The organism is Mergibacter septicus, from assembly GCF_003265225.1.
GTDB classification, from domain to species: Bacteria; Pseudomonadota; Gammaproteobacteria; order Enterobacterales; family Pasteurellaceae; genus Mergibacter; species Mergibacter septicus.
The window spans coordinates 420470-434065 of record NZ_CP022013.1 but is presented as its reverse complement, the minus strand read 5'-3'; the positions used below and the strand labels follow the sequence as shown (position 1 = coordinate 434065).

The window sequence follows — 13596 nt, the reverse complement described above, 5'->3', positions numbered from 1 at the left end:
CGTAGAGTGCGGTACTACCGCACTCTAAATATTGTTGTTGGAGTTTTCTGTGGGATTCAATTATGTTTAAACTGATTTTTCGGCGTTTTTTACAAGCCATACCAACTTTATTTATTTTAATTACAGTTTCATTCTTTCTAATGCGACTTTCTCCGGGTAGCCCTTTTTCTAGCGAACGAAACTACCCACCTGAAGTGATTGCAAATATTGAAGCGAAATACCATTTTAACGAACCACTTTATAAGCAATATTTTCTTTATTTAAAAGATCTTGCTCACGGGGATTTTGGTCCTTCCTTTAAATATAAGGATTATACCGTTAATCAATTAATCGCAAATTCATTCCCTGTTTCAATTAAATTAGGCTCTATTGCTTTTACATTTGCATTAATTTTAGGCATAACCGCTGGCATCATTGCCGCATTAAAACAAAATAAATGGTTGGATTATGTCATTATGACTTTCTCAATGACAGGCGTTGTCATTCCAAGCTTTGTACTAGCACCACTAATGGTTTTACTCTTTGCTATAAAATGGAAAGTACTTCCCGCTGGTGGTTGGAATGGTGGGCAACCTATCTATATGGTTTTACCTGTACTAGCCCTCTCTATCGGCTATATCGCAAGTATTGCTAGAATTATGCGTGGTTCAATGATTGAAATCTTACATTCTAATTTTATCCGTACTGCCAAAGCGAAAGGTTTACCTATGCAACGGATTATCTTAAAACACGCTCTTAGACCAGCTTTATTACCGATAGTCTCTGTTCTTGGTCCTGCTTTTGTTGGTGTTATCACGGGTTCAATTGTCATTGAAAGTATTTTTGGTATCCCGGGTATTGGACAATTATTCGTCAACGGAGCTTTAAATCGAGATTACTCTTTAGTAATGACCTTAACTATTTTAGTCGGTACATTAACTATTTTCTTCAATGCGGTAGTAGATATTCTCTATGCCGTTATTGATCCAAAAATTCGTTATTAATTCGCTACAAGGAATATATTGATGTTAAAACAAAAAGAAAACAGCGAATTACTTGAAAAAGTAAGTCAACAATTAGAAAACGTCGAAGGACGGAGTCTCTGGCAAGATGCCAGACGGCGTTTTTTTCACAATAAAGCAGCAGTGATTAGTCTTTTCATTCTCTTTTTGATTGTCTTGTTTGTTACTTTTACACCATCCCTGATCCCTTTCAGCTATGATGAAACGGATTGGAATATGCTTACCACTCCACCTGATTTTGCCAGTATGCACTATTTTGGGACAGATCCCTCTGGACGTGATCTATTAGTACGAGTTGCTATCGGAGGGAGAATTTCTCTTCTTGTTGGTATCGCTGGCGCATTTATTGCCGTTTTAGTTGGTACACTTTATGGGGCAACGGCTGGTTACATTGGGGGAAAAACAGATGCAATTATGATGCGGTTTTTAGAAATTCTTTACTCATTCCCCTTTATGTTTTTCGTGATCCTATTAGTTACTTTCTTTGGGCAAAACATTTTCCTTATCTTTGTTGCAATTGGAATGGTTTCTTGGCTAGATATGGCTAGGATTGTTCGAGGGCAAACCTTAAGTTTAAAACGTAAAGAATTTATTGAAGCTGCAATTGTGTGTGGTGTACCACCACGTCAAATTGTGTGGCGACATATTGTACCAAACGTACTTGGCGTTGTTGTGGTGTACGCTTCATTATTAGTACCGGGAATGATTTTATTTGAATCTTTCTTGAGTTTCTTAGGGTTAGGCACGCAAGAACCACTAAGTAGTTGGGGAGCATTGCTTAATGATGGAGCAAACTCAATGGAAAGTGCACCTTGGCTATTAATTTTCCCCGCCTTTTTTCTAGTAATAACCTTATTCTGTTTTAACTTTATCGGCGATGGATTACGTGACGCCCTTGATCCTAAAGATCGTTAATGGAGATAACAATGAAGATAGAAACACAACCATTACTTGATGTTCAAGATTTACGAGTAACCTTTAAAACGCCAGATGGTCAAGTTACTGCTGTCAATGATCTTACTTTTACCCTAAATGCAGGTGAAACTTTAGGTATTGTAGGCGAATCAGGTTCTGGTAAGTCTCAAACAGCTTTTGCTTTAATGGGCTTACTTGCAGACAATGGTACTATTACAGGATCAGCAAAATTTAATGGACAAGAAATCCTGAATTTACCAGAAAACCAATTAAATCGCCTACGTGCTGAACAAATTGCAATGATTTTCCAAGATCCGATGACTTCTCTCAATCCATATATGAAAGTGGGAGAACAGCTTATGGAAGTGCTAATCTTGCACAAAGGTCTAGATAAAAACACAGCCTTTGAAGAATCGGTAAAAATGTTAGATGCAGTAAAAATGCCTGAAGCACGTAAGCGTATGAATATGTATCCACACGAATTTTCAGGTGGTATGCGGCAAAGAGTTATGATTGCAATGGCACTTTTATGTCGGCCAAAATTATTAATTGCTGATGAACCTACCACTGCATTAGACGTAACCGTACAAGCACAAATTATGACCTTGTTGAATGAATTAAAACAAGAATTTAACACTGCGATTATTATGATTACACACGATCTAGGCGTAGTAGCAGGTATCTGTGATCAAGTATTAGTGATGTACGCTGGACGAACGATGGAATACGGTTCTACAAAAGAAATTTTCTATCAACCTACTCACCCTTATTCTATTGGTTTAATTAACGCCGTACCACGTTTAGATAGTGAAGAAGAGGAATTAACCACTATTCCGGGTAATCCTCCAAATTTATTACACCTTCCGACAGGTTGTCCGTTCCAACCTCGTTGTTTACGTGCGAGCCAACAGTGTTTGGCAACTCCACCATTAGAAAAATTTGCTCAAAATCGTTTAAGAGCTTGTTTTATAACGCCTGAACAGATTATTAGAGAGGGTTAATGATGTCTGAAGCAAAAAAATTAATCTTAGAAGTTAATAATTTAAGCGTACATTTCAAAATTAAAGATGATAATGCTTTTTTCTGGCAAAAACCCCAAACCTTAAAAGCCGTTAGTAATGTTTCATTTAAACTTTATGAAGGGGAAACCTTAGGCGTTGTAGGTGAATCAGGCTGCGGAAAATCAACTCTCGCCAGAGCCATTATCGGTTTAGTACAATCTGCAAACGGTAATATCTTATGGTTAGGTAAAGATCTCAGTCGTCAAACTAAAAAAGAGTGGAATCAAACTCGCAATGATATTCAAATGATTTTCCAAGATCCTTTAGCTTCTCTCAACCCGAGAATGACCATTGGAGATATTATTGCTGAACCATTAAAAATTTATCAACCTCATCTCTCTCAAACAGAGGTTAGAGAAAAAGTGCAAGCAATGATGTTAAAAGTCGGGCTTTTGCCTAATCTGATTAATCGCTACCCTCACGAATTTTCTGGTGGACAATGTCAACGGATCGGTATTGCTCGTGCATTAATTATTGAACCTAAACTTATTATCTGTGATGAACCTGTTTCAGCACTAGATGTTTCTATTCAAGCTCAAGTGGTTAATTTATTGAAATCCTTACAAAAAGAGATGGGATTATCATTGATTTTTATTGCTCACGATCTTGCCGTAGTCAAACATATTTCAGATCGTGTATTAGTGATGTACCTCGGTAATGCGGTAGAATTAGGTGCTTATGATAAGGTTTATCATCACACTAAACATCCTTATACCAAAGCTTTAATGTCAGCGGTACCAATTCCTGATCCTGATTTAGAGCGAGGAAAAGAGATTCAATTATTAGAAGGGGATTTGCCTTCTCCAATTAATCCACCTTCAGGTTGTTCATTCCGTACTCGTTGTCCATTAGCTGATAATAATTGTAGCTTGGAAAAACCTCGATTAATGGGAGAGAATGAACATTTAGTGGCTTGTTTTAAAGCTTAAAATTTACAAAAGCAGAAATACTCAATTTCTGCTTTTTTCTCAATATTCTTAAAAAGAACCAGAATACTAGATAATCTACTGTGTTAGTTAATGATTAGACCATTACTAAGTAAGATAGAATAAAAAAGAAATAAATATGATTTTTTAGATTAATGTTAGAAATTTGAACTGGCGGAGGAAGTGAGATTCGAACTCACGGAGGGCGTAAACCCTCGCCGGTTTTCAAGACCGGTGCCTTCAACCACTCGACCATTCCTCCGCATCAAGATTGGCTTTAAGCGGGGTGAAATATAATATAAAGATTCAAATGAGTAAACAAAAAACTTAAAAAAAACGCTCAAGAGCTTAACTTTTAATCTAACTGATTGTTATTAATCCATTTTATGATCTTTTTATCATTAGCATTAGAATCACGATTGACTTTTTTTAACTAACTCAGTACTGTTATCAAACTTTGGTTTAATTAGTTAATTTATTCCATTCATTTGCTTTAGGAGATCTTTGTATGCAACCACGCATTGTGATTGATTCTCGTTCAGAAAGTCGTTCTGTTCTTGCGACAAATAAAGTATTACGTAACACTTACTTCTTGCTCGCATTAACTATTACTTTTTCTGCTTTTACCGCTTACCTTTCAATTGCTTTTAATTTACCTTATCCGGGATTGCTTGTAACACTTGTTGGTTTTTATGGGTTACTCTTTTTAACTTATAAAACTGCTAATAGTCCTACTGGTATTCTATCTGCTTTTGCATTTACTGGCTTTCTGGGCTATACCTTAGGACCAATTTTAAATATCTATCTTAGCCAAGGTTTAGGTGATATTGTGGTTACAGCTCTCGCTGGTACAGCATTAGTTTTCTTTGCTTGTTCTGCCTATGTGCTTACCACTAAAAAAGATATGTCATTTATTTCTGGTATGATGTTTGCACTATTTATCGTCCTAGTCGTCGGTATGATAGCAAGCTTTTTCTTAAAAATGCCTGCTTTCTATTTAGCACTTAGCACACTCTTTATTCTCTTTTCTAGCGGTGCTATTTTATTAGAAACCAGTAATATTATTCACGGTGGTGAGACCAATTATATTCGTGCCACAATCAGTATTTATGTTTCTCTATACAATATCTTTGTTAGCTTATTGAATATTTTATCTCTAAACAGAGATTAATCTTGTCCTATCCTAAAACCCCAAAAAGAATTTTGGGGTTTCTTTTTTTATTAGATGATTTTTTATGCGAATACCTACTGCAACATCCACTTTATCTGAATGGCTAAACTATTTAGAGCAGGCTCACTTTAAACCGATTGATATGGGATTAGAACGTGTAAAAAGTGTTGCTGAACAATTAGATTTACAATCCCCTACACCTTATGTCATTACAGTCGCTGGTACAAATGGAAAAGGAACGACTTGCCACTTACTCGAAACCGCTTTGCGATTGGCAGGCTTTAATGTTGGTGTATTTTCCTCTCCTCATCTCATACGTTACAACGAACGGATTAGAATTAATCAGCAAGAAGTCGATGATCAGATGATTTGTCAAGCCTTTGACTTAATCAATCAACACAAGTCTGTGTCTTTAACCTATTTTGAATTTAGTACACTTTCTGCTTTATATCTTTTTAAACAGGCTAAACTAGATATTGTTATTTTAGAAGTTGGGTTGGGTGGTAGATTAGATGCAACCAATTTAGTTGATCCTAATTTTGCGGTAATTACCTCTATTGATATTGATCATATCGCATTTTTAGGAAATGATCGGGAAAAAATTGGGGCTGAAAAAGCGGGTATTTGCCGTCCTAATATTCCATTAGTGGTTGGCGAACCGCATTGTCCATTATCAATAAAAAAAATCGCACAACAATTAAATTGCCAAGCATTATTTAGCGGAATTGATTTTAATTATGCACTTGAAGCTGATGAGGCTCATTGGCAATGGCAAGGTACTCTCTACACTGATAAGAATTCTGCTGTTTTACTCAACCAGCTACCAATTGGATCTATACCTCTCCAAAATGCCGCCACCGCTTTGGCTGTATTGAAAAATTTACCATTTTCGATACCAGATCAAATAATCCAGTCCGCATTAGCGAATGCAAAACTCACAGGACGTTTTCAACGCCTTTCCCAAACTGAAATAGCCAATTTAGCCTCTCGCTTAGGAATAACAAAATCGGTTGTTGATTTACCACAAATTATTCTTGATGTAGGGCATAATCCTCACGCTGCTCGTTATCTAGCCCAACGGTTGGCAACTACACCTCGAGCTAGACTAATTGCAATTTGTGGAATTTTAGAAGATAAAGACTGTGCTGGTGTGTTTACTCCCTTATTCCAAGAAGTCGATCAGTGGTACTTAATCCCATTAGCAGGAGAACGAGGACAAAGTGCAAAGGTACTTTTAGAAAAATTACACTATACGGCTAATCAGCAACAATGTGTTATTTCAGCTCAAGCCAAAAGCACAATGCAAGCGGCAGTAACAGCAGGATTATACGATCTTTCAGCTCAAGATATTTTGTTAATTTTTGGTTCTTTTCACACCGTTTCAGACTTTATGCAACTATAAAACAACATAAAATTTATTACTGTCAAAATAGGGAGAAATACTCCCTATTTCTTTTATTACTCCCGATTAGTGATACTTACATTTAGGTATTTTTAACTTAATTTTTAATCGATTAAAAAAATTTTTGTGATCTAACACAAAGTTTTTAATTTCACTGATTGATAATTTTTTACTATTGAAAGATTATTCATCCGATACATAAAATGTAACTTACAAAAAATTACTAATGTATCCATGTAATATATAAACAATCATTTTAAAAATTATCTAGTCATGAGGTCTTTGTTATGGAAATTGGCACAATAAAATGGTTTAACAATGCAAAAGGATTCGGCTTTATCTCTGTAGAAGGTAGCGATACGGATATTTTTGCTCATTATTCTGCAATTGAAATGGAAGGTTATCGTTCATTAAAAGCAGGGCAAAAAGTACAATTCGAATGTGTACACGGTGAGAAAGGTTCTCACGCAACAAAAATTATTCCTTTAGCAGAATAAAATCTCATTCTTCTAAGAAAGAAAATTAGCATCTTAGTGTATCGCTCAAATTCCAAGATATGTTGTATAAGTTGCTTTTTTTCTGCCTATCATCTAATCAAATACGCTTTCCTTTTTTATTCCTATTTCTACTTAGCTGTTTTTATAGTTGGTTTCCGCTATAATTTAGAATAATACTATTTTATTGGGTGGCAACTATGACGAACAATTTCTCTTTTTTCTTTTATGATTATGAAAGTTTTGGTGTAGATCCTGCACGTGATCGTCCTGCTCAATTTGCAGGTATCAGAACTGATGCTGATTTTAACCTTATCGGAGAACCGATAATGTTCTATTGTCGTCAAACCAATGATTATTTGCCCTCTCCTGAAGCAGTATTAGTTACAGGAATAACCCCGCAACTCTGCAATCAAAAAGGCTTATCAGAACCTGAATTTGCTGAAAAAATTTTAGCAGAATTTTCTCAACCCAATACTTGTGTGATTGGCTATAACAATATTCGTTATGACGATGAAATGACACGCTATACTTTTTATCGTAACTTTATTGATCCCTACGAATATAGTTGGAAACACGGTAATTCTCGTTGGGATTTATTAGATTTAGTCCGAGCAACCTATGCTTTACGTCCAGATGGGATTGAATGGCCTTATGACGATCAAGGTATGCCTTCTTTTCGTTTAGAATTACTCACCAAAGCTAATGACATTGCCCATCAAAATGCACATGATGCAATGTCCGATGTTTATGCCACTATTGCAATGGCAAAATTAATTAAGCAAAAACAACCTAAATTATTTAATTATTTCTTTACCAATCGGGGAAAAAATCAACTGAAAAGTATGATCGATCTCCTTAATCTCACCCCACTTGTTCATGTTTCAGGAATGTTAGGTAATGAACGAGGTAATACAACATTGATTGCGCCACTAGCTTGGCATCCGACTAATCAAAATGCAGTCATTGTCTGTGATCTGACTGGTGATATTGAAAATTTATTGCAACTTTCTGTAGAACAAATTCACCAAGATCTTTATACCAAGAAAGTAGAATTGCTTGAACAAAAAAAATCTCCAATTCCTTTAAAATTAGTTCATCTCAATAAATGCCCAATTTTAGCCCCTGCAAATACATTATTACCCAAAACAGCAGAACGTTTAGGGATTGATCGCACCCTTTGTTTACAAAATTTAGAACGTTTAAAAGCAACACCAACTATTCAAGATGTTGTCACAGAGGTATTTAACCAACAACCACAATTTGCACCAAGTAATAATGTTGAAACTGAGTTATATAACAATTTTTTTAGCCAACAAGATAAAAATAATATGGCTATTTTACGTACTTTGCCTGCTGAAAAATTAGCTAACCCTGATTTATCTTTTCAAGATCCTCGCATTGAAAAATTACTTTTCCACTACCGTGCAAGACACTATTTTAAAACTTTGACTCGAGCAGAACAGATTAAATGGCAAAAATATCGCCACGCTAAATTAGATCGTTCAGTTGCTGAATTTACCCAAAGCCTAGAACGTTTAGGCGAAGAATATGCACAACAACCTGAAAAAATGGCACTATTAGAACAGCTTTATATTTATGGAATGCAATTATTAAACTAAAAATGTTTACTGTTTTATGAGCAACCAGAAAAAGCCATCTTCAAAGAAAAAAAAGAACAATTCCAAACAGATTCAACGTTTTATCCTGAAAGTCGGGTTAACGTTTTTCTGTTTAGCGATTTTCTATCTTGCTTATCTTGATCATAAAATCCGCCAAAAAATGGATGGACAGATTTGGCAATTACCAGCAGAAGTTTATGCTCATATCCAAACAATTGATCTCAAAGATAATCTGACGTTAGCTCAAGTCCAACAAATGCTTTTAGAACACGGCTATCGCCAAACAGTAGAGGTAATTACTCCTGCTGATTTTAAGATCGAAAACAATAAATTAACCTTAATTCGCCGTAATTTTGCTTTCCCTGATAAGGCTGAACCACAACGTTTATTGCGTTTATCCTTTAAAGCAAATCGCCTGTATAAAATTGAAGATCTTGTTCATAACCGTACGGTTAATGCGTTTCGTCTTGCCCCTAAATTAATTGCAATGCTTGATGGTGATAATCAAGAACGCTTAGCTACTCCATTAAAAGAGTACCCTAGGTTATTAATTGAAACCCTATTGTTAACTGAAGATCGTAATTTCTTTGGACACGAAGGAATTAGCCCACTTGGTATTTTACGTGCAATGCTAACTAATTTAAAAGCGGGGCATACAGTACAAGGTGGAAGTACACTAACACAACAATTAGTTAAAAATCTTTTTTTAACTAATCAACGGACAATTAGCCGAAAATTAAACGAAGTTATCATGGCATTACTATTAGACTGGCGTTACGACAAAAATCGGATTTTAGAAGTCTATCTCAATGAAGTTTATCTTGGACAAAATGGTGATAATCAAATTCGAGGCTTTGCCTTGGCAAGTCAATTTTATTTTGGACGTCCGATCAAAGAAATTAGTTTAGATCAAATCGCTCTGTTAGTTGGTATGGTTAAAGGGCCTTCCCTCTATAATCCTTGGCGTCACCCCAATTTGGCCCTTGATCGCAGAAATGTAGTATTATCGTTGATGTTAGAACACCATCTTATCAATCAATCTCTATATACCCTCTTAAGTCAACGTCCAATCAGAATTCAAGCTCAAGGGCAATTAAAACAACGTTATCCCGCTTTTATACATAGCCTTCGCTATGAATTACGCCAATTATTCGGTAATGAAACTCAACAGCTGATTGGTGCTAAAATCTTTACCACTATGGATCCTAAGTTACAACAAGCTGCCGAAGAAGCTGTGGTAAAAAATATCTCTAACCTCCAAACAAAATACCAGATAAAGAATTTAGAAGCTGCCATGGTGGTAGCTGACTATCATAATGGAAAAATTCGGGCTATTGTTGGTGGAGCCAACCCACAGTATGCGGGTTTTAATCGTGCTTTAACTGCCAAAAGACAAATTGGATCTTTAGTCAAACCATCAATCTATTTGGCGGCATTGGATAGGCCACAACAGTTTCAATTAACAACACTTATTGAAAACCAACCTATCACGATTGTACGGAAAGATTCTCCAGCGTGGCGACCTCGTAATTATAATCGTCAATATTCTTCTCCTGTACCACTGGTTGATGCCTTAGCTCGTTCATTAAATATTCCCACTGTAAATATCGGCATGAAAATAGGCTTAGATCGAATCATTGAGTTACAAAAAAAGATGGGCTGGACAGAAGAACAGATCCCTGCTGTACCAGCTATGCTACTTGGTAGTTATGCCATTTCTCCCTATGCTGTTACCAAGCTATATCAAACTTTAGCTAATCGAGGGAAAAAAATTCCATTAACCACTTTAACAGCGATAACGAAACATAATGGTCAATTACTTTATGTTCAACAAGCACAAGCAAAACAAGTTGTTTCTCGTCTAGCCAGTTTAAAAACACTTTATGCAATGCAACAAGTGGTAGCAAGAGGGACTGCAACAAAGATTGGACGGTCTTTTGCGAATTTACATTTAGCTGGAAAAACGGGAACCACCAATAATGGGCGAGATAGCTGGTTTGTCGGTATTGATGGAAATAATGTAACAACGATTTGGGTTGGGTTAGATAATAATGAGACAACAAAATTAACGGGATCAAGTGGTGCATTGCCGTTATATCAAAGCTACTTACAACAGGCAATGCCTGCTCCGTTACAACTTCAAACACAATAAAACGATCAAAAAATAAAAAGTGTAGTCTAAAATAGACTACACTTTTTAATATGTGCAAATAAAAGATCAAGTAAATGGACTATTATCTAATTCTTTGAAATATTCTCCGTTTTATGCTCTCTTGTTCAGTTAGAGTGAAATAAAACTAAAAAGTTCAAAAAATTTTTAAAATATTTTCGTAAAAATTAGATAAAATCTCTTTTCCTCTGAAATAATTTTATAAGTTTTTGATTTCCATACTATATTTTATTTTTTGTCTCTGGTTTATATTTTTCTGTCCGTAAAATTTGTTGTTTTAATTCACCTAATAAGGTTTTATGTAATCCACTCAACTTAATTTTTTCATCACTTCTAAATACGATTGGGCGACAAAACTCCACAGCTTTTAGACCTAAACGAGCAGTTAATAATCCAACGCCTAAACCTTGAGCCATACGGCTTGATAATTTAGCGGTAATATCTTGTGATAACCAATCCATACCCACTTCTTGTATCAGCTCTGTCGTCCCTGCAAAAGCAATATTAAATAGCACCATTTTTAATAAACGTATGCGACTTATATAACCTAATTCAACGCCATATAATCCTGCAATTTGCCTGAGTAAACGGATATTCCGCCATGCAATCAATAGCATATCAATAAGAGCAACGGGACTGACTGCAACCATTATGCTCGTTTCTATCGCATTACGACTAATTAATGCTTGTGCTTGTTGATCTAAAGGTTTCAATATATTTTGGCTAAACAACCATAATACTTCTGTTCCTTTTTGTGCTGGATTTAACTGTTGTCGCCATTGTGCTATTGGGATATTTTGAGTTAATGATTTATTTCGTTTGATAATCTCCTCACAAAAAGCAACCGCTTGTTCAAATTGATGATTATTTGCAAGCTGAAATTCATCTAAAAAGAAAGTCATACTTTCTTGTCGAGTTTGTTCTAACCGTTGTAAGCGTTTAAGTTGTCGCCATTCAGTCATTATTTCAAACAAGACTAACATAAGTAATAAACTAAAACTTATTGATAGTGCAAAATAGATCCATTGATGCTGCTGCCAACTATCAACTAGCCATTGAATGGCCTGAGCAAGCACCGCACCACCAAATAAAAAACCAATAATCTGCAATACTCTTTTCTTCCAACGCTTAGCAGTAGGAGGTATTAACTCTTCTTCTATGGATAAATAAGGATCAATCACACTTTCTAAGTGTTGATTAATTTCTTGTTCCGCATTGAGATCTAACGCTACCTCAAGCGTTTCTTCTGGATGAAAAATTTGTTGTGCTTGAAATTGCCACTCTTGTTCTGCTTGTTGACTAATATCACTTGACTTAATCACACTTTCATCATCAAAAATCTGTTTTTGGCGCATAACTTATTTCACTCTCAAAATTATTCTAATTTATCAGCTAATAAAAATTGTAGTACTGCATCTAATCTCAAATGTGGTAATACTTTTCCTTCATCTAAGATTGGTGGTTGAAACGGATCAAAAGCAAAACGATTTTTTTGCCAAAACGTAGCTGGAGGCAAATTAGCTGGTACAGTACCGGGAAATACTGTGATTTGTTGTTGATCCGATAATCTCCTTCCCTGTAATGCTTTATATTGAGTGGTATCATTTTTTGCTTGTACAATCACTTGTTGAGTAGCACGAATTGATGCCAAAGCCGTGTAATCTAGTTGAATATGTTGAAAAGTTAAATGTTCACCATCTTGTTGAATTAATTGCCGTAAGAGGCTAATTAAATTAGGAATTTGATCCGTTGTAATATGATCTGCTTTCGTTGCTGCAAATAATAACTTATCAATTTTAGGGGCAAACAAACGATTAAAAAGAGAACGTTTACCATACTTAAAACTATGGAAAAGTTGTTGTAAACCTAAGCGTAATTCCTCAAACGCTACTCGACTATGATTAAGAGGGGTTAAACAATCCGCTAAAATAATTTGTCGATCAAAATGAATAAAGTAATTTTGATAAAAAGGTTTAACCACCGTTTCACAATAATGGTTATAACGTTTTTTCAAAACCATAAAATAACTATTCGCTGAGGCTGTTTTATTCAACTGTTGCCATTGTTGAGGGGATAATGCCAACAATGGAAAAAATTGTAATACTGGTGCATTTTCCAATTCTCCGGGTAAGACAAAACGCCCCGGCTGAATTAATTGCAAGCCCAACGTTTTATATTGATGCAAAATTTGGGTGTACTCTTTCGCCAGCTGAGCTAACACATTTTCATCTGCGGTTGAAAATAGATCTAATTTTGCTACCTTTTGTTGCCAACAATTAAATTCAGAGATCTGCCTTGCACTAGAAAACTGTTGTTGCTGTTGATATTGTTGTGACCATTGCTGAAAATTCCAATTAAGTAACGGCAAATCTAATAACCATTCCCCAGGATAATCAAAAAATTCAACATACAGGGTTGAATGTAGCTTTAAATGGCGTAAAAAACTATGTTGATGTTGATAACGAAGAGCTAAACGAATCTGACCAATCCCTGTTGTTGATTGACACCATTGTGGTGGTGTTTGATAGAGATCTTGCAAATTCGCCTGATAATCAAACCTTGGTAACATTAAATCTGTTTGAGCAACACGTTGCACCCCCACAATCCGTCTAGTACGAGCAGGTTCAAATAATGGTAAATGTTGCCCACCTTGTGTATTAATTGCTAATAATTGATTAATCACCGAGGTGATAAAAGCCGTTTTACCACTTCGACTTAAGCCTGTAACCGCTACCCTCAAACGCCGATCTAATCCTCGATCAATTAAATTTTCTACACCCTGTTGAAGCTGATTAAACATAATCCCCCTAGAAGAAAAGCTAGATTTTGCTTAT

11 protein-coding genes and 1 tRNA gene are annotated in these 13596 nt (G+C 35.6%); 9 read left to right on the top strand and 3 right to left on the bottom strand.

Features of this window, described 5'->3' with window-relative positions; translation table 11 throughout:
* Nucleotides 1-62: 62 nt before the first annotated feature.
* The 4 genes from oppB to oppF are packed head-to-tail and all read left to right on the top strand — an operon-like array spanning nt 63 to nt 3906.
* A complete protein-coding gene (oppB, locus tag CEP47_RS02120; RefSeq protein WP_261919637.1) occupies nt 63-983 on the top strand; it encodes an oligopeptide ABC transporter permease OppB in 921 nt (306 codons plus the stop codon).
* A gap of 21 nt (nt 984-1004) precedes the next feature.
* A complete protein-coding gene (oppC, locus tag CEP47_RS02115; protein ID WP_261919638.1) occupies nt 1005-1916 on the top strand; it encodes an oligopeptide ABC transporter permease OppC in 912 nt (303 codons plus the stop codon).
* Nucleotides 1917-1927: 11 nt separating this feature from the next.
* Nucleotides 1928-2917, top strand: a complete 990-nt coding sequence (gene oppD, locus CEP47_RS02110) for an ABC transporter ATP-binding protein (protein WP_261919639.1) — start codon at nt 1928-1930, stop codon at nt 2915-2917.
* 2 nt (nt 2918-2919) lie between these two features.
* Nucleotides 2920-3906 carry a murein tripeptide/oligopeptide ABC transporter ATP binding protein OppF gene (gene oppF / locus CEP47_RS02105; RefSeq protein ID WP_261919640.1) on the top strand — a complete coding sequence of 329 codons (987 nt, stop codon included), beginning with the start codon at nt 2920-2922 and terminating at the stop codon, nt 3904-3906.
* 169 nt (nt 3907-4075) lie between these two features.
* On the opposite strand, the gene CEP47_RS02100 is transcribed toward oppF, so the two are convergent.
* A tRNA-Ser gene (locus CEP47_RS02100) sits at nt 4076-4165 on the bottom strand.
* 246 nt (nt 4166-4411) lie between these two features.
* Between CEP47_RS02100 and CEP47_RS02095 the strand changes: the two genes are divergently transcribed.
* The 5 genes from CEP47_RS02095 (at nt 4412) to mrcB (ending at nt 10744) form a co-directional block, all read left to right on the top strand.
* A complete protein-coding gene (locus CEP47_RS02095) occupies nt 4412-5074 on the top strand; it encodes a Bax inhibitor-1 family protein (protein ID WP_265482666.1) in 663 nt (220 codons plus the stop codon).
* A 64-nt stretch (nt 5075-5138) separates the two neighbouring features.
* Complete coding sequence (gene folC / locus CEP47_RS02090; RefSeq protein WP_261919641.1) at nt 5139-6476, top strand: bifunctional tetrahydrofolate synthase/dihydrofolate synthase; 1338 nt, start codon at nt 5139-5141, stop codon at nt 6474-6476.
* Between the two features lie 287 nt (nt 6477-6763).
* Nucleotides 6764-6973, top strand: coding sequence for a cold shock domain-containing protein CspD (gene cspD, locus CEP47_RS02085; RefSeq protein WP_261919642.1), 210 nt, complete (start codon nt 6764-6766; stop codon nt 6971-6973).
* 197 nt (nt 6974-7170) lie between these two features.
* Complete coding sequence (gene sbcB, locus CEP47_RS02080; RefSeq protein ID WP_261919643.1) at nt 7171-8592, top strand: exodeoxyribonuclease I; 1422 nt, start codon at nt 7171-7173, stop codon at nt 8590-8592.
* Between the two features lie 16 nt (nt 8593-8608).
* Nucleotides 8609-10744 (top strand): penicillin-binding protein 1B, encoded by a 2136-nt coding sequence (gene mrcB, locus CEP47_RS02075; protein WP_261919644.1) that lies wholly within the window; start codon nt 8609-8611, stop codon nt 10742-10744.
* Nucleotides 10745-10983: 239 nt separating this feature from the next.
* Here mrcB and CEP47_RS02070 read toward each other — a convergent pair whose 3' ends face one another.
* Both CEP47_RS02070 and CEP47_RS02065 read right to left on the bottom strand, forming a co-directional pair.
* On the bottom strand, nt 10984-12117 hold the full coding sequence (locus CEP47_RS02070; protein ID WP_261919645.1) for a YcjF family protein: 1134 nt from the start codon (nt 12115-12117) through the stop codon (nt 10984-10986).
* 20 nt (nt 12118-12137) lie between these two features.
* Nucleotides 12138-13562: a YcjX family GTP-binding protein gene (locus tag CEP47_RS02065; RefSeq protein WP_261919646.1), complete on the bottom strand. Its 1425-nt coding sequence runs from the start codon at nt 13560-13562 to the stop codon at nt 12138-12140.
* Nucleotides 13563-13596: the final 34 nt, after the last annotated feature.

What these genes read in the sequence shown, in the direction of transcription:
- oppB (WP_261919637.1), top strand. Translation starts at nt 63, where the DNA reads ATGTTTAAACTGATTTTTCGGCGTTTTTTACAAGCCATACCAACTTTA.
- oppC (WP_261919638.1), top strand. Translation starts at nt 1,005, where the DNA reads ATGTTAAAACAAAAAGAAAACAGCGAATTACTTGAAAAAGTAAGTCAA.
- oppD (WP_261919639.1), top strand. Translation starts at nt 1,928, where the DNA reads ATGAAGATAGAAACACAACCATTACTTGATGTTCAAGATTTACGAGTA.
- oppF (WP_261919640.1), top strand. Translation starts at nt 2,920, where the DNA reads ATGTCTGAAGCAAAAAAATTAATCTTAGAAGTTAATAATTTAAGCGTA.
- CEP47_RS02095 (WP_265482666.1), top strand. Translation starts at nt 4,412, where the DNA reads ATGCAACCACGCATTGTGATTGATTCTCGTTCAGAAAGTCGTTCTGTT.
- folC (WP_261919641.1), top strand. Translation starts at nt 5,139, where the DNA reads ATGCGAATACCTACTGCAACATCCACTTTATCTGAATGGCTAAACTAT.
- cspD (WP_261919642.1), top strand. Translation starts at nt 6,764, where the DNA reads ATGGAAATTGGCACAATAAAATGGTTTAACAATGCAAAAGGATTCGGC.
- sbcB (WP_261919643.1), top strand. Translation starts at nt 7,171, where the DNA reads ATGACGAACAATTTCTCTTTTTTCTTTTATGATTATGAAAGTTTTGGT.
- mrcB (WP_261919644.1), top strand. Translation starts at nt 8,609, where the DNA reads ATGAGCAACCAGAAAAAGCCATCTTCAAAGAAAAAAAAGAACAATTCC.
- CEP47_RS02070 (WP_261919645.1), bottom strand. Translation starts at nt 12,117, where the DNA reads ATGCGCCAAAAACAGATTTTTGATGATGAAAGTGTGATTAAGTCAAGT.
- CEP47_RS02065 (WP_261919646.1), bottom strand. Translation starts at nt 13,562, where the DNA reads ATGTTTAATCAGCTTCAACAGGGTGTAGAAAATTTAATTGATCGAGGA.